Genomic DNA, 16,133 nt, shown 5'->3' with positions numbered 1-16,133 from the left:
ACTAATATGGTTTACGTATCATACGACATCGGAAGGACTTGACCATGATCATGATCACCGGCGCCACCGGCGTCGTCGGCCGGGAAACCGTACGGCTCCTCGTCGAAGGAGGAGCACAGGTCGCCGCCGTCACCCGCGACCCGCACGCCGACCTCCCCGCGGGCACACGGCTCGTCCACCCCGCCGACGCCACCACCCTCGACGGCGTCGAGGCCATCCTGCTCAGCCCGCGCGCCACCGGAGCCGCCGCCGCCGACCTCCTGGCCCACGCCCGCAAGACCGGCACGAGCAGGGTCGTCGTGCTGTCCGCCGTCACCGTGCGGTACCCGGCCGGGCACGCACGCTTCCGCCGGCAGTTCCAGGCCGCCGAGGACACCGCCAAGGGTTGCGGCCTGGACTGGACGATCCTGCGCTGCACCGACTTCGCCGCCAACACGCTGTCCTGGGCCGGGCAGATCCAGGCGACCGGGACCGTGCGGGGGGCATACCCGGAGGCGAGGACCTCGACCGTCGACGAGCGCGACATCGCCGCGGTGGCCGCCCTCGCCCTGACCCAGCCGCGACACGCGGGCCAGACGTACCTGCTCACCGGCGAGCAGTCGCTCAGCCAGCCGGAGAAGGTCGCCGCGATCGGCGCGGCGCTCGGCCGGACGCTGTCGTTCGCCGAGGCGACGCCGGACACGATACGCCGCGGCCTGCTCGCCGCCGGCCTGCCCGACGAGGTGCCCGACCGGCTGCTCGGCTCGCTGGCCGACTACGCCCGCGAGGCCGGGCCCACCAGCGATGACGTACGGCTGCTGCTGGGGCGGCCAGCGCGGACGTACGCCACCTGGGCGCTGGACCACCGCGCCGCCTTCACCGCAGACGGTGGCCGGCGGGCGTGACGTCACGGCTGCGGTCTGTCTGTGGTTTTGCGAAAGGAGAATCTTCAGAGCCACCCCCCTTTACAATGTAGATTTTTAGATGCTGGAGTCGGCGTTCGCGACTTCGCCCCAGGCCGGTCTCCTGTGCGCGCAATGACCCAGGTTGCCGGTGGAGCGCGCAGTTCGGCGCAGACCGGTGCTCGCTCGGATGGTGCCATGGCAGGACACAGGCCCCGGGAGCACTCTTGCCGCCGCTGTTCCCGGGCCCACACCGGTGCCGCGCCTCGCGGCACCGGGGCGATCCCATTGCGAGGAAGGACAACATGAGCATGCCTACCATGCGCCTGAGCAAGCCAATGACGATGGCGATCGCCGTCGGGGCGATGGCCGCGGCGGCCACCCTCACGGCGTCACCGGCCCAGGCCGACCCGGTCACCGGCCCGCCCCTGCAGATGATCCCGCAGAACGTCCCGCAACTGCCGCCCGGCCAGGGGCAGCTCGTCCTGACGGCCGAGGGGACGGTCGTGGGGTCCAAGGTGACCCTGCAGAAGGACCTGGGCCTGCGCTCGCAGAGATGGCGCCTGCGCTTCAACGGCGGCAGCGTCGCCCAGATCGTCGGCGACCAGAGCGGGCTCTGCATGCGCGGCGCCCTCGACGGCAACGTCATCCGGCTGGCCGTCTGCCCGGACTTCAACGATCTCACCCCGACCGTCCCCGAGCTGCGGACCTTCTGGAACGACCGCCAGCGCCTGCTCAACGGCGTGGTCGTGCACCGGTTCGAAAGCGTCCAGAACGCCCTGGAGCTGACCGTCAGGGACAGCGGCACCACGGTGGGCACCCTGCTGGAGGGCAAGCCGCTCAACGGCCAGCCGAACCAGTTGTTCCGCCTGAAGGGCTGACGGCCCCGCCCGGCGCCGGCATCGTGGCCTGGTCCGGCGTCGCTAGGGGAGCACCTCGAGCAGCCGTTCGGCCAGGACGGCCGCCGAGGCGGGATTCTGCCCGGTGAACAGGTTGCGGTCGACCAGCGTGTAGGGCTTCCACGCCTCCCCTTTGCTGAAGTCGACGCCCAGGTCGACGAGTTCGTCCTCCAGCAGCCAGCGCGCCTTCGGCCCGAGCCCGACCGCGTTCTCCTCCTCGTTGGTGAACGCGGTGACCCGGTAGCCGGCGAAGGGCGACACGCCGCGGATCCTGGTGGACAACATCGCGGCCGGAGCGTGGCAGACGATCGCGAGAGGCTTGCCGGAGGCGAGCGCCTCGGTCAGCAAGCGGCCGGCGTCGGCGTCGACGCAGAGATCCTCCATCGGGCCATGGCCGCCCGGGCAGTAGACGGCGTCGTAATCCTCCAGGCGGGCGTTCGCCAGCCGGATCGGCCGCCGCATCTCCTCCGCCGCGCGGATGATCGCCTCCAGGTCGAGGGCGATCTGCGCGCTGCCGGCCATCTCGGGGCGCAGGCTCATCATGTCGACGGTCGGGACCACTCCCCCGGGAGTGGCGACCACGACCTGGTGGCCGGCCTCGGTGAGCGCCTTGTACGGGGCCGCGAACTCCTCGGCCCAGTAGCCCGTCGCATGCCTCGTGCCGTCCTTGAGCGTCCAGTACGCCGTCCCCGTCATCACGAACAGTAGCTTCGCCATCGGACAACCGCCCCCGTCTACCTCTACTGCGGTAAGTGCACGTCCCCTACCAGGCAGTTTATGACCCGTGTGACCGAGCCCACACGGCGGGCGGCACCGCGAGCGCGTACGACCGTCTCCCCCGGCGCGGTCACGCGCGGTGGTACTGGACGGGGGTGCCGACCTGACCCCCGAGTTCCTTGGCGGCCCGGCGGGCCCAGAAGGGGTCGCGCAGGAGTTCGCGGCCGAGGAGGACGGCGTCCGCCTGGCCGGCGGTGATGACCTGCTGGGCCTGAGCCGGATCGGTGATCATGCCGACGGTCGCGGCGGGCATTCCGGCCTCGTTGCGGACCCGTTCGGCGAAGGGCACCTGGTAGTGGGGGCCCGTCACGATCTTGGCGCCGGGGGCGATGCCACCGGTGGAGACGTCCATCAGGTCCACGCCGCGAGCATGGAGTTCCTTGGCGAAACGGACGGTGTCGTCGGCGGTCCAGCCGTCGCGGTCGTCCTCGGGGTTCTCGGTGAGCCAGTCGGTGGCGGAGACGCGGAAGAAGAGCGGCGACTCCTCGGGCCACACCGCGCGTACGGCGTCGACGACCTCCAGGGCGAAGCGGGTGCGGCCCTCGAACGAGCCGCCGTACGCGTCGGTGCGGTGGTTGCTGTGCGGGGAGAGGAACTGGTGGATCAGGTAGCCATGGGCTCCATGGAGCTCGGCGACCTCGAATCCGGCCTGGAGCGCGCGCCGGGCGGCGTCGGCGAACTCCTGGACGATGGCACGGATGCGCTCCGCGGTGAGCTCTTCGGGGGTCGTCGACGCGGGGCCGAAGGGGATCGCGCTGGGGGCCAGCGGAGTCCAGCCGTACGGCTCGTCCGGGGCGATCGGGCGCCCGCCGTCGACCCAGGTGCGCTCGGTGGACGCCTTGCGCCCGGCGTGGCCGAGCTGGATGGCGGGGACGGTCCCCTGCGACTTCAGGAACGCCGTGACGCGCTGGAACGCGGTCACCTGAGCGTCGTTCCAGATGCCGAGGTCGTAGGGGGAGATCCGGCCCTCGGGGCTGACAGCGGTGGCCTCGGTGACGATCAGGCCGGTCCCCCCGGAGGCGCGCGCGGCGAGGTGGGCGAAGTGCCAGTCGGTCGGGGCCCCTGTGGTCTCACCCTCCGGCTCCGCGCTGTACTGGCACATCGCGGCCATCCAGATCCGGTTGGGGATGGTCAGCGACCTGAGGGTGACCGGGGTGAACAGGGAGGGCATGGCGGAACTCCTGGTACGCGCCTGAGAGGTCGCCGGGCGAGAGGCGCGTACCCGCACGCGACGATACGAAGAACGCTCTCAAGAATTGCATTCGCCGGCTGTTTATTCCCGCCGGTAACCCGCGCACGCAACCATAGGCGGGCGCGGGTGGCAGATCGTCCTTCGCTCAGCCGGCGCGGAACGAGTCGGCAGGATAGACCCCGAGGATCTTGACATCGGTGGTGAAGAACGCCAGCTCCTCCAGCGCGTTCTTCAGGCCGGGGTCCTCGGGATGCCCGTCGACCTCGGCGAGGAACTGGGTGGCCGCGAAGTGGCCGCCGACCATGTAGCTCTCCAGCTTGGTCATGTTGATGCCGTTGGTCGCGAAGCCGCCGAGCGCCTTGTAGAGCGCGGCCGGCAGGTTGCGGACGTTGAAGACGAACGAGGTGACCACCGGGCCCTCACCGCGCGGCGCCTGCACGAAGTCGGGGCTGAGCACCACGAACCGGGTGGTGTTGTGCTCCTCGTCCTCGACGTCGCGGGCGAGGATGTGCAGGCCGTAGATCTCCGCCGCGAGCGGCGGCGCGATCGCCGCCTGGGTCGGGTCGTCCGCCTCGGCCACCTCGCGCGCCGCGCCGGCGGTGTCACCGGCGATCACCGGCACCAGGTCGTGCTCGCGGATGATGCGGCGGCACTGGCCGAGGGCGTGCACGTGGCTGTGCACGGCCTTGATCGTGTCAAGGGTCGCACCCGGGGGCGCCATCAGGTTGAACTGGATACGCAGGAAGTGCTCGCCGATGATGTGCAGGTCGGAGGTCGGCAGGAAGTGGTGGATGTCGGCGACCCGGCCGGCGATCGAGTTGTCGATCGGGATCATCGCCAGGTCGGCCTCACCGTTCTCCACCGCCGCGAACACGTCCTCGAAGGACGCGCACGGCACCGTGTGCCAGTCGGGGTAGTGGAGCTTGCACACCATGTGGGAGTTCGAGCCGGGCTCGCCCTGGTAGGCGATACGTCGTGCGGTCACACCAGCATTTTCCCACGCGGCCGGACGCGGCCGGTCCGGCGCGGCCCGCTCGCCCGGCCAGGTCAGGACGTCTCGGCATGGAACGGCATGGAACGCCAACACGGTGAGAGCTGACGTCGGGGATCTCAGGGAGATCCCCGCGAAGGATTGGAGAAGAGCTTGAGATCGTTACGCAGATCGGCAGCGCTCCTGTTCGCGGGTGCGGCGGCAGCCGTAGTCGTGATGGCGCCACCCGCGCAGGGGGCCGCCGACCCTCCCATCTTCTTCCAGAACGGCCGTGACTTCCTGTGCCTGCAACCGGACCCCGCGAACTTCTGGAGCCAGGGCGCGGCGATCGTGCAGATGCCGTGCAACGGCACCGCCGCCCAGGGCTGGAACCCCCTGCCCGAGAGCAACGGCCGCTACCGGTTCCAGAGCGTGGCCACCGCCCTGTGCCTCGACGCGGCGGGAGGTGCCACGAACGGCACGCCGATCATCCAGTGGCCCTGCAACTCGATCAGCAACGAGAAGTGGACCGTGGTCGGGGCCGCGCCGGGTGAGGGCGATCTGATCCGTTCGGCGGTCAGCGGCACCAGCAGCCACTGCATGGACGTCATCGGGCAGTCGCACGCCCCGGGCGTCGCCGTGGAGCTGCAGCGCTGCGACCGGCTTCGCATGCAGGGCTGGTTCCGGGTCCGCCCGTAGACGCCCGTCCTCCCGCCGGGAGTGAAGTGGTCCGACGGTGGTGAAGTGAAGGAGAAGCGTTTCGGAAGCCTTGACTGCGACGCTGGCCGCGTAGTCAAGGAAAGGTCAGTTCACTTATGCGAAACAAGATCATGAGCGTGGCGGTGGCCGCCGCTGCCGTGGTGTCAGCGGCCACCGTCAGCGTGTTCGTGTCCGCTCCGGCCGGCGCCACGACGAGTGCGGCGGCACACTGGGAGTTCGTCACGGCATATCCGCGGACCACGGCGGGCTACAAGGCCTGCATGAGCGCCGGCAAGCAGTGGGAAGGGGCGTCGCGGTGCACCGCCTGGAGCGGCAAGCACTGGTCCCACAATGGCGCGGACTATCACCTTGAGATCTACACGGATTGACGCGTGACCGGCCCGCCTGCGGCCGAACGTGCGCCGGCACCGGCTTCACCCGGCGCCCAGCAGGTGGGCCGCTCGTTCCGTGCGCAGGTGAAGCGCCGTACGGCCCTTGCGCTGCGTCGACACCAGCCCCGCCCCGCGCAGTGCGCCCAGGTGTTGTGAGACCGCGCTCGGGGTGATGCCCAGGCGGCCGGCCAGGGCGGCGGTCGTCAGGGGTTCGGCCAGGGCGGCCAGCAGCGCCGCCCGCGTGTGGCCCAGCACCGTGGACAGGCCCGCCTGCTCCGGCGGAAGCGGCTCCCAGAGCAGGCCGACGCCCACGGCCGGATAGCGGATCGACGCGGCGGCGACCGGAGACTTGTCGACGCCCACGTTCGGCCAGTTGAAGACGCTGGGCAGCAGGACCAGCCCGTGCCCGCCGGCGTCCACCGTGTAGACGGCGTGCGGGGCGCGCCGTCCGTGCACCACCAGTTGGCCGCCGTCCCAGGCGATGTCCCGGTGCAGCTCGGCGAACAGCGCCTGCACTCCCCCGTCCACCAGGGTGAGCGCCCGCCTGGCGACGTCGGCCTCCAGCACCGCGCGCATCCGGCCCCACTGCGGCGCGATCAGCAGGTCGTGGCAGCGGTGGAGCGCCTGCGCCAGCCGTGGCAGCACCGCCGCCGGCTCGGGGGCCTCGTCGGCCGGTACGCCCGCGACCGCGCCGTACTCGCGCCGGAAGAACGCCTCCTCCGTGGCCCGCAGCAGCTCCAGCTCCGCCGCCATCGACGGCAGCCGCTCCTGCGGCACCGGGAACAGGAACGACGGCATCGGCCCGGCGATCAGCGCCCGCAGCAGCGGCAGCTCGCACTCGCCCGCGAGCAGCGGCCGGGCCTTGCGCACCCACGGCCGATGCACCACGTGCCCGCCCGTTCCCAGCAGGATCCGGAGGGCGAGCACCGTCTCCCCCAGCGGCGAGACGGCGAACCGTACCTTGGCGACCGACGCCGCGGTGAACCTGATCTCGACCGCCATCCGCGCCACCCATCATGTAGCCGTGGCTAAACAATAGCCATCGCCGCCGCCGCGCCCCAGGCTGCCGGACATGGAATTCTTCACCTCGTACGACGGCACCGAACTGGCCTTCCACGTGTCCGGGGACGGCGCGCCGGTGCTCTGCCTGCCCGGCGGTCCAGCGGCCTCCGACTACTTCGGCGACCTCGGCGGCCTGTCCGCGCACCGGCGGTTGATCATGCTGGACTCACGGGGCACCGGCCGGTCCGCGATGCCCCAGGACGTCGCGTCCTGCCGTTGTGACCGGCTCGTCGCCGACGTGGAGGCCCTGCGCACGCACCTGGGCCTGGACCGGATGGACCTGCTCGCGCACTGCGGCGGCGCGAATCTGGCCGTGCGGTACGCGGCCCGCCATCCGGGGCGCGTCGCCCGGCTCGCGCTGATCACGCCGAGCGTCCGGGCGGTCGGTCTCACGATCCCGGGCGACCTCCGCCTCGAGACGGCCCGGCTGCGCCGCGACGAGCCGTGGTTCCCGGAGGCGTTCGCGGCCCTCGAAGCGCTCGTGACCGGTGCGTCCTCGGACGGCGACGGCATCGCGCCGTTCTCCTACGACCGGTGGGACAAGGCGGCGCAGGCCCATCACGCGGCCTCCGCGGAGCAGCAGAACCCGCAGGTCATAGCGGCCTTCAACGCCCCGGGCGCCTTCGACCCGGACGCCACGCGCACCGCGCTCGCCCGGTTCGCGCCGCCCGTCCTGGTGCTGGCCGGCGAGGTCGACCTGGGAGCGCCTCCGCCCACCATGGCCGCGTACGCCCGCCTGTTCCCGCACGCCGAACTGGTCGTCCAGCCCCGGGCCGGGCACTTCCCCTGGGTCGACGACGCCGAGAGGTTCGTGTCCGCCGTCTCGGCGTTCCTGCTGGTGGCCGGGGACGATCTGGGCCAGGAGGCGCCACCGCTGCTGAGGGCCGATCGCCCGTAGTCCCGGCCCGCGGCCGGTGGTGGCGATCGTGCCGCGTTCATGCTGAGGTTCGATGGCGTTGAACCCGCGAGCGCCGGCGCGCGTACCTGGGCACGGCTACCCGGCCATGGCCCGGGTCCAGAAAGCTGCGCGAGATGAAGTCTCTTCGAATCATGGTGGCGTCCTTCCTGACGTTCCTGGGTGTGTGCCTGGCCGCGGTCACGATCTTCACTCCCGCGCCGAACGGCACCGCGGCCCGCATCGAGACCCACCGGCACTGAGGGACCCGTCGCCACCGTCCTGGGGCCGGCCCGCGGAGCTCAGCGGCAGAAGGGCGCCATGCCGAGTACGGACTTGACGCCGCCCAGCAGGTGCTGGACGAAGTACCGGTCGCCGTCCATGGGCTCGTCGGTCCACGCCCTGACGTCGTGGCCGAGGGTGGTGAGCCAGGCCCTGCCGCCGTCGTAGTACTGGCACCAGCTCACCGGGTGGTGCTCGCCATGGCCGGGATGGCCGAGGTTGCCGCGTACGCCGCGGGCGAGCGTGTCCTCGTCCACCTCGGCCAGCACCCGGACCCGGGTGGGGGCGGGGACCAGGTTGTACCACTCGTCGGAGAAGGTCCACGTCCGGGGCAGCCCCTGGGTGGAGGAATCGCGGCGGTCGACCGTGACCACGGTGCCGGGCTGGTTCGCGCTGTGGTCGTAGAAGTTGGCGTTGCCGAGCAGGCCCTCGTACCAGGGCCAGTTGTACTCGGTGCCGAAGGCGTTGTGCACGCCGACGAAGCCGCCGCCGGCGCGGACGTACTGGCGCAGCGCCGTCTGCGCGGCGTCGTCCAGGGCGTCGCGGGTGGTGCTGAGGAACATCACCGCGTTGTACGGCAGCAGCCGCCCCGCCGCCGAGAGCTGCCCGACGTCCTCGGTGTAGTCGACGGAGAAGCCGTTCTCCTGGCCCAGCTTGAGCATCGCCTTGACGGCGACGTTGTCGTCGTTGAGCGGCGGGTTGAGGCCGGGGGCGAGCGGGGTGCCGAGGTGGGCGTGGCGGGGGCCGGCCGTGCGGCTGTAGACGAGCAGCCGGTAGCCCTTGGCAGGGTCGAAGTTGCCCCAGTCGTGGTAGCAGCGGGGGTCGGTGCCGCGGCACACCCCGTAGTCGGGGTCGCCGAGGTTCTGCGCCGGTGAGGGGGAGGCGGCGGAGCTGGGAGCGGTGGCGGTGAGCAGGAGGGCCGCCGCTCCGGTGGTGGCGGCGATGGAGAGTTTGCTGCGCATGGGCACCTCTCGTTGCGATCCATCAGGCGGATCGATTGGTCCACTCAAGGGCTTGAGAGTAACCACGGATCTTCGCCGGGACAAGCTCTTGCCTTCACTCCCGGATCGGACTTATGGTGCGTCCGTCATATGGATCTAGTGGTCCACCAAGCGGACCACTGAAAGTTTGGTGCCAGTGGGACGACGTCACTTCCTCCTCGGCGCGGCAGCCACGCTGACCGCCACCGCCACCGCCACCGCCGCGGAGCCCGCCCAGGCCCTCACGCCGCCGCTGGAGCGGCAGCCGGCCTCCTTGGGCGTGACGGGCAAGGACTTCCCCAAGGTCTGCGGCAACCTTGGCAATCACACCACTCCCCGCTGAAACAGATCACCGCCCGCACGGTGCGGCGACTCGGCGGCGCCTGGCACGTCGACCTCGAAGGCGGCAGCACGTCCGCCGCCCAGCAGAGCACGTGCGTCGTGGAGAACGGCGTCCTGTACGTCCAGACCACCCAGCAGAACGTCGTCGCCGTGGACGGCAGGACCGGCGCCCTCAGATGGAAGACGAATCTGGGCGGCAGGCAGACGAACAGTGGGCCTTCAAGCTGGGCGGCAAGGTCGCGCCCGCGCCCGCCCCGGCACCGCCGAAGAAGCGCAACGACCTCAGGACGGCCGCCGTCGCCGGGACCACGGTCACCCTCGGACGGGTCTGGGACGCGGCGAACCAGCGGCCCGGCGCGACCGAGGACACTGTGGCCCAGAACGCCGTGTCGCCGCAGCACCTGCGGGTGCCCAGGGGCACGACCGTCTCCTTCGTCAACCCGGCCGACAACGCCGGCGCGCACGCCGCCGTCTCGTTCTTCGAGCACGAATTCGACAGCGGCGTCCTGATACCCGGCCGGTCCTTCACCCACACCTTCGTCGTGCTCAGAGCCAGGTGGGCAGGATGGACGGCGGGATCGGCCCCTTGTTGCGCCGCCCCTGCCCGGTCTCCTCCCAGGCGTGGGCCAGGATTCCGACGGATCTGCTGAGCACGAAGAGCCCGCGCGCCAAGGGCGCGGGGAAGCCCAGCTCGGCGTAGATCACCGCGGTCGCGCCGTCGATGTTCATCGGCACCGGCGCGATCAGCCGCTCGACCTCGATCGCGGCTCGCAGGTGCGCGCCCGGCACCACTCCGGCCGCGACGGCCTCGGACGCCAGGCCCAGCAGCGGGTCCCGGCGCGGATCGCGGGTGTGAAAGCGATGCCCGAACCCGGGCAGGTACTTGTCACGCGCGCGCCGGCGAGCGACCACGGCGGCCGCGTCGCCGTCCTGAACCACCTCCTCCAGCAGCGTGACGCACTGCTCGCCAGCGCCACCGTGCACGTCACCGAGCAGATTGACGCCTGTGGCGACGGCGTTGTTGAGCCCCACCCCGCAGGTGGCGGCCATCCGGGCGACGGCGATGGACGGCGCGTGGGGCCCGTGATCGACCGACGAGACCAGCGCCGCCTCCAGCAACGCCGCCTGACGAGGATCGGGCCGAGTGCCGCGCAGCATGAGCCAGATCATCTCGGCGAAGCCGATCCGCCCGATGAGCTCCTGAACCGGCTGCCCGCGCAACTCGATGACGTCGGGCTCGATCCGGGACACGCCGGTCGCCCACCAGTCGGCCGCCTCGGCCGCGCGGGCGGCGTCCACGGCGGCGGGACCGGTGTCCGCGCCGGTGTCCGCGCCGGTGTCCGCGGCGTTGGCCCCGGCTCGCTCGCTCATCGCGCGACCTCGAACTCGTCGTTGTGCGCGCCGAGCAGCGGGGCGGCCCCGCGGGGGCGCAGGGCGACGCCGTCGACGACCACGCCGTTCCCGGAGACGGTGACCTGCCGCTCGCCCGCTCCCGCGAACGGCACCTCCGTCAGGAAGCCGCGGTGACGGACCTGGTCGAGCGCGAGCGCCTGCGGGACGGTGAGGATGCGGGCGGCGGGCACGCCTTCGCCGGACAGGATCTCCTCCCACTCCAGCGCGGTCTTGGCCCGCAGCGCCTGATTGAGCTCCTGGTTGAGGGCCTGCCGGTGGATCTTGCGCGCCTCCCTCTCGGCGAAGCGGGGATCGGTGGCCAGGTCGGGCCGCCCGGTGAGCCGGCACAGGGTCTCGAACTGGACCTGCTGGTTGGCGGCGATGTTGAGGGGCCCGTCGGCGGCCTCGAAGGTGCCGGACGGAGCGGCGGTGGCGTTCTGGTCGCCCATCGGCTCCGGCTCCACGCCGCTGACCAGGTAGTTGGAGACGGTCCAGCCCATGGCGGAGATCGACGCCTCCAGCATGGACAGGTCAAGGAAGCAGCCGCGTCCGGTGCGGTGCCGTCCGGCCAGCGCGGCGGAGACCGCCAGGGCGGCCATCAGCCCGCCGATGGTGTCACAGATGGGGAATCCCACCCGCAGCGGGGCGGTGTCAGGGGTGCCGGTGACGCTCATCATGCCGGACAGCCCTTGGATGATCTGGTCGTAGGCGGGGGCGCCGCTCATCGGCCCGCTCTGCCCGAAGCCGGAGATCGCGCAGTAGACCAGGCCGGGGTTGAGTTCGCGCAGGCGGTCCCAGCCGTAGCCGAGCCTGGCCAGCACCCCGGCCCGGAAGTTCTCCAGCAGGACGTCGGCTCCGGCGACCATCGACTCGAAGGCGGCCCGCCCCGCCGGGCTCTTCAGATCGAGCTCGACCGACTTCTTGCCGGCGTTCTGGGCCAGGAAGGAGGCGCCCATCCGCTCCCGATTGAGCTCCGGGTCGGGTCCGAGCCGCCGGGCGAGATCCCCGGCGCCGGGCAGCTCCACCTTGACCACCTCCGCGCCGAACAGCATCAGCTGGTAACTGCAGTACGGCCCGGCCAGGACGTTGGTCAGGTCGACGACCTTGACGCCGTCGAGTGGCAACTGCTGCATTCACGCTCCATAGAGTCAGGTCAGAGGATGGTCGAACCCGCGCTCCGACATGCGCTTGGCGGCCTCGCGCAGATCCGCGGCGAATTCCTCCACACGGTCTTCGGTGAAGCGGACCGTGGGACCGCTGAGCGTCAGCGCCGCCAAGGCCGCGCCTGAGCAGCCCATGACCGGGACCGCGACCGCCGACAGACCGGGCTCGCGCTCGCCGTGGCTGGCCGCGAACCCGTCGCGCGCCGCCTCATCGATCCAGGCCCGCAACGTGGCCACGTGTGCCGCGCCATGGGGAGAGGCGCGGGCCACCCGCAGGAGCAGCCGCTCCGGCGCGTCCCTCAGCAGGACCTTCGAGGAGGCGCCCGCCCACAGGGGCAGCTCGTCGCCGACCCGCACCACGTGGCGGAGGGGCTGCGGGCTCTCCTGCTGGGCGATGCAGATGCGGCGCATGTCGCGCAGGACGTAGAGGTTGACGGTCTCCCGGTGCCGCGCCCCCAGGTCGCGCATGAGCTGGACGGTCTCGGGCGGCAGCTCCCACGCCGAACGGGCCAGGTGCGCCCAGCGCCACAGGGCCGGCCCCGCCGTGTAGCCCGTGGGCGTGGCCCACAGCAGGCCCAGGTGCTCGAGGGTCTGCAGCAGCCGCAGGGCGGTGGTCTTGGCCAGCCCCGTCTCGTCGACGACCTCCCGGATCGTCAACGTCCGCCGGTCCTCGGACAACAGCGAGAGAATGTCGAACGCGCGCTGGACGCTGCGCACGCCCCCGCTCTCCGCCGATGCCGCAGGAATGTTCGAAGGCACGGATCCTCACTTGTGAGTCGAAGGTGAACCTGCTGCTCACCCTCTCATGTGGTCCGTACGCTAACACCGAGTCCGCTTGGCGGTCCATATGCTCCATCAAGCGGAATGCCGGACCCCCTTGCCAGAACCTTCACGGTGCTCATACCGTGAGGCAGTCCACAGTGCGGAATATGAGAACCACTGCGCGGATCAATGGGAGTCATCGACCATGAACACCATCCACGAAGCCGGCTGCTTGGTCGCCGGAGAATGGTTGACCAGCGGCGATCACGCCGACCGCATGGGCCCTTACCTGCGCCACGTCGTCAGCAGGGCGCGGACCGCCCGGCCCGATGACATCACCACGGCCCTGACCTACGCACGGCGGGCGGCCGGGCGCGTGGCCCGGCTGGCGCCCGCCACCCGGGCCGACATCTTGGAACGTGCCGCCGCCACGGTCACCGCGCAGGGCGACCGGCTGGCCGGCCTGCTGGCGCTGGAGCTGGGCAAACCGCTCAAGGACGGACGTGGCGAGGTCCTGCGCGTCGCCGACACGTTGTCCGTTGCCGCCGCCGAGGCGAGGATGATCGGCGGCGAGGTGCTGCCGGTGGCGGGCTGGGGCCGCGGGGTGGGCAACACGGCGATCACGCGGCGGGCCCCGGCCGGCCCGGTGCTGGCGATCACCCCGTTCAACGCCCCCGCGAACCTGCTGGCGCACAAGCTGGCCGCCTCCTTCGCCGCCGGCAACACCACGATCGTCAAGCCGCCGCCCCAGGCGCCCGCGGTCTCCACGGTCCTGGTGGAGCTGCTGCTCGAGGCGGGGATGCCGGTGGAGGCGGTGCAGATCCTGCACGGGGGCGGTGACGTGGGCGCGCGGCTGTGTGCCGCGCCGGAGATCGCCGTGGTCAGCTTCACCGGCGGTGTCACGGCCGGACACGCCGTCGCCCACGCCGCCGGTCCGAAGCGGGTGATGCTCGAACTCGGCGGCAACGCCGCGACCATCGTCTGCGAGGACGCCGACGTGCCGGCCGCCGCGCGGCTGTGCGCCCGCACGGGCTACAGCAACTCCGGGCAGAGCTGCATCTCGGTCCAGCGGGTGTACGTCCAGCGCGGCCGGTTCGAGGAGTTCGCCGACGCGCTGACCGCGGAGGTGAAGGCCCTGGTCGTCGGCGACCCGCTGGACCCGGGCACCGACGTCGGCTCGATGGTGGACGACGACGCGGCCGAGCGGGTGGTCCGCTGGAGCGCCGAAGCGGCCGGCCAGGGGGCCCGGGTGACGATCGGCGGCACGCGCGAGGGCGCGGTGATGGCGCCGACCGTGGTCGCCGCCCCGCCGGCCGAGGCCCGGGTCGTGCGCGAGGAGGTGTTCGGGGCGCTGGTGGCCGTGCTGCCCTACGACGATTTCGGCGAGGTGCTCGATGAGTGCAACCGCAGCCCGTACGGACTGCAGGCCGGACTGTTCACCCACGACGTGCGCCGCATCGTCACCGCCTGGCGCGAGCTGGAGGTCGGCGGCCTGGTCGTGAACGGCTCCTCCAACTTCCGCCTCGACCACGTCCCGTTCGGCGGCGTGAAGGACTCCGGCATCGGCCGCGAGTCGCCCCGCTGGATGATCGAGGACTTCACCGTGACCAAGACCCTCCTGCTCAAGGGCCTGACCATCTGGGGAGACGAGTGACCACCACCACCGCCCACGCCCTCGTCGCCCAGCTCGAAGCGCTCGGCGTCGAGTACGTGTTCGGCACCTGCGGGCACACCAACATCGCCGTCCTGGACGCGCTGGCCGACAGCCGCATCCGTTTCGTCATCGCCCGCCACGAGCAGGCCGCGGCGCACGCCGCCGACGGCTACGCCCGCGCCTCCGGCAGACCGGGAGTGCTGCTGGTGCACGTCGGGCCCGGCCTGACCAACGCCGCCACAGGTGTCATGACCGCCGCCCTGGACTCGGTGCCGATGGTGGTGATCTCCGGCGACATCCCGTCCTACTACCACGGCAGGCATCCGCACCAGGAGATCAACCTGCACGCCGACGCCGACCAGGCGAGCGTCTTCCGGCCGTTCGTCAAACGCGCCTGGAATGTGCGCCGGGCGCAGGACCTCGGCCGCTTCGTCGAGCGGGCCTTCTGGACGGCCACCTCCGGCCGGCCCGGCGCCGTGCTGGTGAACGTGCCGATGGACGTCTTCTCCCGGCCCGCCGCGCCGTTCCCGCCGATCAGCCACGCGGCCCCGCCCGGCCTGCCCGGGACCACGGCGGAGCTGATCGCGGCCCGGCTGGCCGCCGCCGAGCGGCCGCTGATCTACGTGGGCGGCGGGCTGCGCGAGGAGTCCGGGGCCCTGATCCGCCTGGCCGAGCATCTCGACATCCCCCTCGCCCACTCGCTCATGGCCAAGGGCACGATCCCCGACGCGCACCCGCTGGTGCTCGGGATGCCCGGATTCTGGGGGCTGGAGCTCACCAACACGTACGCCCGCGAGGCCGACGTGGTGCTCGCGCTCGCGACACGCTTCGCCGAGACCGACGCCAGCTCCTGGGACCCCCGCTTCACGTGGGACTTCTCCGCCGGCACGCTGATCCAGATCGACATCGACCCGGCCGAGATCGGCCGCAACTATCCGGTGGAGATCGGCGCCGTCGCCGACGTGCGGCTCGCGGTCAAGGCGATCGCCGGCGCGGTCACCTCGCACGCCGCACGCGCCAGGCCCGAGCTGCGCAAGCAGATCCTGGAGGCGCGATCGGAGCTGTTCGCCGCCAGCCGGGAGCGGGGCAGGAGCGAGGACTTCCCGCTGCGGCCCGAGCGCATCCTGAAGGACCTGCGCGACGCGCTGCCGCCGGAGGCGATCCTGGTCACCGACGTGGGCTGGAACAAGAACGGCGTCGCCCAATGTTACGAGCTGCCCGCCGAGGGCCGCTTCATCACGCCGGGCGGCGCCTCCACGATGGGCTTCGGCCCGGCCGCCGCCGTCGGCGTCCAGCTCGCCGAGCCCGGCGGGACGGTGGTCGCGCTCGTCGGCGACGGCGGCATGAGCGCGCAGCTCCCGGCCCTGCCGCTGGCGGTCGAGCAGGGCGCGCCCGTCGTCTTCGTGGTGATGAACAACCACTCCCACGGCACGATCTCCGACCTGCAGTCGGCGCACTACGGCCGCAGCCACGGCTGCGACTTCACCGACCCGGCCGGCCGGGCGTACAGTCCCGACTTCGCCGCGCTCGCCCGGGCCTGCGGGGCCGACGGCCACACCGTCGCCACGCCCGCCGACCTCGGCACGGCGCTGCGCGAGGCCGTGACGAACCGGCGGCCCGCCGTGATCGATGTGCCGATGGTGAACGAACCGGTGCCGACGCCGGGCCACTGGAACATCAAGGACATCTACCAGGGGCTCTTCACCGACTGACCCGGGCGAAACCGTTGTCAATCCGAGATTCCCTGAGCCGCTTCCTGACGTTATAACGAACGTACTAGTCCGTGAATTA

The 16,133-nt window shown here is 71.6% G+C and carries 18 protein-coding genes and 1 pseudogene; 11 read left to right on the top strand and 8 right to left on the bottom strand.

The annotated features are described in order from the left end of the window. Positions 1–44 precede the first annotated feature (44 nt). Positions 45–884, top strand: coding sequence for an NAD(P)H-binding protein (locus AB0I15_RS48690; RefSeq protein ID WP_358112913.1), 840 nt, complete (start codon positions 45–47; stop codon positions 882–884). Between the two features lie 302 nt (positions 885–1,186). Next, positions 1,187–1,762 carry a hypothetical protein gene (locus AB0I15_RS48685; RefSeq protein ID WP_358112911.1) on the top strand — a complete coding sequence of 192 codons (576 nt, stop codon included), beginning with the start codon at positions 1,187–1,189 and terminating at the stop codon, positions 1,760–1,762. 42 nt (positions 1,763–1,804) lie between these two features. Here the strand turns inward: AB0I15_RS48685 and AB0I15_RS48680 are convergent, their stop codons facing one another. The 3 genes from AB0I15_RS48680 to AB0I15_RS48670 all read right to left on the bottom strand — a co-directional run bounded on the left by AB0I15_RS48680 (position 1,805) and on the right by AB0I15_RS48670 (position 4,734). Then, on the bottom strand, positions 1,805–2,497 hold the full coding sequence (locus AB0I15_RS48680; RefSeq protein WP_358112909.1) for a type 1 glutamine amidotransferase domain-containing protein: 693 nt from the start codon (positions 2,495–2,497) through the stop codon (positions 1,805–1,807). Positions 2,498–2,627: 130 nt separating this feature from the next. Continuing rightward, on the bottom strand, positions 2,628–3,728 hold the full coding sequence (locus tag AB0I15_RS48675; protein WP_358112907.1) for an NADH:flavin oxidoreductase/NADH oxidase: 1,101 nt from the start codon (positions 3,726–3,728) through the stop codon (positions 2,628–2,630). Between the two features lie 166 nt (positions 3,729–3,894). Next, the gene (locus AB0I15_RS48670; protein WP_358112905.1) at positions 3,895–4,734 is read right to left on the bottom strand and encodes a prephenate dehydratase; all 840 of its coding nucleotides are present in this window, start codon (positions 4,732–4,734) and stop codon (positions 3,895–3,897) included. Positions 4,735–4,956: 222 nt separating this feature from the next. Here AB0I15_RS48670 and AB0I15_RS48665 point away from each other — a divergent pair, with 222 nt between their 5' ends. Together AB0I15_RS48665 and AB0I15_RS48660 are read left to right on the top strand one after the other, a co-directional pair. Beyond that, the gene (locus AB0I15_RS48665; RefSeq protein ID WP_358112903.1) at positions 4,957–5,418 is read left to right on the top strand and encodes an RICIN domain-containing protein; all 462 of its coding nucleotides are present in this window, start codon (positions 4,957–4,959) and stop codon (positions 5,416–5,418) included. A gap of 116 nt (positions 5,419–5,534) precedes the next feature. Then, positions 5,535–5,807 carry a hypothetical protein gene (locus AB0I15_RS48660; RefSeq protein ID WP_358112901.1) on the top strand — a complete coding sequence of 91 codons (273 nt, stop codon included), beginning with the start codon at positions 5,535–5,537 and terminating at the stop codon, positions 5,805–5,807. A 45-nt stretch (positions 5,808–5,852) separates the two neighbouring features. Here AB0I15_RS48660 and AB0I15_RS48655 read toward each other — a convergent pair whose 3' ends face one another. Further along, positions 5,853–6,812 (bottom strand): DUF5937 family protein, encoded by a 960-nt coding sequence (locus AB0I15_RS48655; protein WP_358112899.1) that lies wholly within the window; start codon positions 6,810–6,812, stop codon positions 5,853–5,855. Between the two features lie 70 nt (positions 6,813–6,882). Between AB0I15_RS48655 and AB0I15_RS48650 the strand changes: the two genes are divergently transcribed. Then, on the top strand, positions 6,883–7,770 hold the full coding sequence (locus AB0I15_RS48650) for an alpha/beta hydrolase (RefSeq protein ID WP_358112897.1): 888 nt from the start codon (positions 6,883–6,885) through the stop codon (positions 7,768–7,770). Positions 7,771–7,904: 134 nt separating this feature from the next. Continuing rightward, positions 7,905–8,030 (top strand): hypothetical protein, encoded by a 126-nt coding sequence (locus tag AB0I15_RS48645; RefSeq protein ID WP_358112895.1) that lies wholly within the window; start codon positions 7,905–7,907, stop codon positions 8,028–8,030. A gap of 39 nt (positions 8,031–8,069) precedes the next feature. Here the strand turns inward: AB0I15_RS48645 and AB0I15_RS48640 are convergent, their stop codons facing one another. Beyond that, positions 8,070–9,011 carry a ThuA domain-containing protein gene (locus AB0I15_RS48640; protein WP_358112893.1) on the bottom strand — a complete coding sequence of 314 codons (942 nt, stop codon included), beginning with the start codon at positions 9,009–9,011 and terminating at the stop codon, positions 8,070–8,072. A 175-nt stretch (positions 9,012–9,186) separates the two neighbouring features. Between AB0I15_RS48640 and AB0I15_RS48635 the strand changes: the two genes are divergently transcribed. From AB0I15_RS48635 to AB0I15_RS48625, 3 genes and pseudogenes are all read left to right on the top strand, one after another. Next, positions 9,187–9,372 (top strand): hypothetical protein, encoded by a 186-nt coding sequence (locus AB0I15_RS48635; protein WP_358112891.1) that lies wholly within the window; start codon positions 9,187–9,189, stop codon positions 9,370–9,372. A gap of 20 nt (positions 9,373–9,392) precedes the next feature. Continuing rightward, positions 9,393–9,533, top strand: a pseudogene (locus AB0I15_RS48630) (PQQ-binding-like beta-propeller repeat protein); the annotation flags it as partial. Between the two features lie 14 nt (positions 9,534–9,547). Continuing rightward, complete coding sequence (locus AB0I15_RS48625) at positions 9,548–10,021, top strand: hypothetical protein (protein WP_358113020.1); 474 nt, start codon at positions 9,548–9,550, stop codon at positions 10,019–10,021. Here AB0I15_RS48625 and AB0I15_RS48620 read toward each other — a convergent pair. The 3 genes from AB0I15_RS48620 to AB0I15_RS48610 are packed head-to-tail and all read right to left on the bottom strand — an operon-like array spanning position 9,918 to position 12,643. Continuing rightward, on the bottom strand, positions 9,918–10,742 hold the full coding sequence (locus AB0I15_RS48620; RefSeq protein ID WP_358112889.1) for a citryl-CoA lyase: 825 nt from the start codon (positions 10,740–10,742) through the stop codon (positions 9,918–9,920). The genes AB0I15_RS48625 and AB0I15_RS48620 overlap by 104 nt on opposite strands. Next, entirely contained in the window at positions 10,739–11,896 is a 1,158-nt protein-coding gene (locus AB0I15_RS48615; protein WP_358112887.1) for a CoA transferase, read from the bottom strand. The genes AB0I15_RS48620 and AB0I15_RS48615 overlap by 4 nt, the downstream gene beginning before the upstream one ends. A gap of 15 nt (positions 11,897–11,911) precedes the next feature. Further along, positions 11,912–12,643, bottom strand: coding sequence for an IclR family transcriptional regulator (locus tag AB0I15_RS48610; RefSeq protein ID WP_358112885.1), 732 nt, complete (start codon positions 12,641–12,643; stop codon positions 11,912–11,914). A gap of 295 nt (positions 12,644–12,938) precedes the next feature. Between AB0I15_RS48610 and AB0I15_RS48605 the strand changes: the two genes are divergently transcribed. Together AB0I15_RS48605 and AB0I15_RS48600 are read left to right on the top strand one after the other, a co-directional pair. Then, positions 12,939–14,342, top strand: a complete 1,404-nt coding sequence (locus tag AB0I15_RS48605) for an aldehyde dehydrogenase family protein (protein ID WP_358112883.1) — start codon at positions 12,939–12,941, stop codon at positions 14,340–14,342. Then, the gene (locus AB0I15_RS48600) at positions 14,339–16,054 is read left to right on the top strand and encodes a thiamine pyrophosphate-binding protein (protein WP_358112881.1); all 1,716 of its coding nucleotides are present in this window, start codon (positions 14,339–14,341) and stop codon (positions 16,052–16,054) included. Before AB0I15_RS48605 ends, AB0I15_RS48600 begins: the two co-directional genes overlap by 4 nt. The last annotated feature ends 79 nt before the right edge of the window (positions 16,055–16,133 follow it).

Origin of the sequence: Nonomuraea sp. NPDC050643 (genome assembly GCF_040654715.1) — a bacterium.
Classification (GTDB): Bacteria; Actinomycetota; Actinomycetes; order Streptosporangiales; family Streptosporangiaceae; genus Nonomuraea.
Note: the sequence above shows the minus strand (reverse complement) of the source record. Positions and strands in the feature narration are given on the sequence as shown.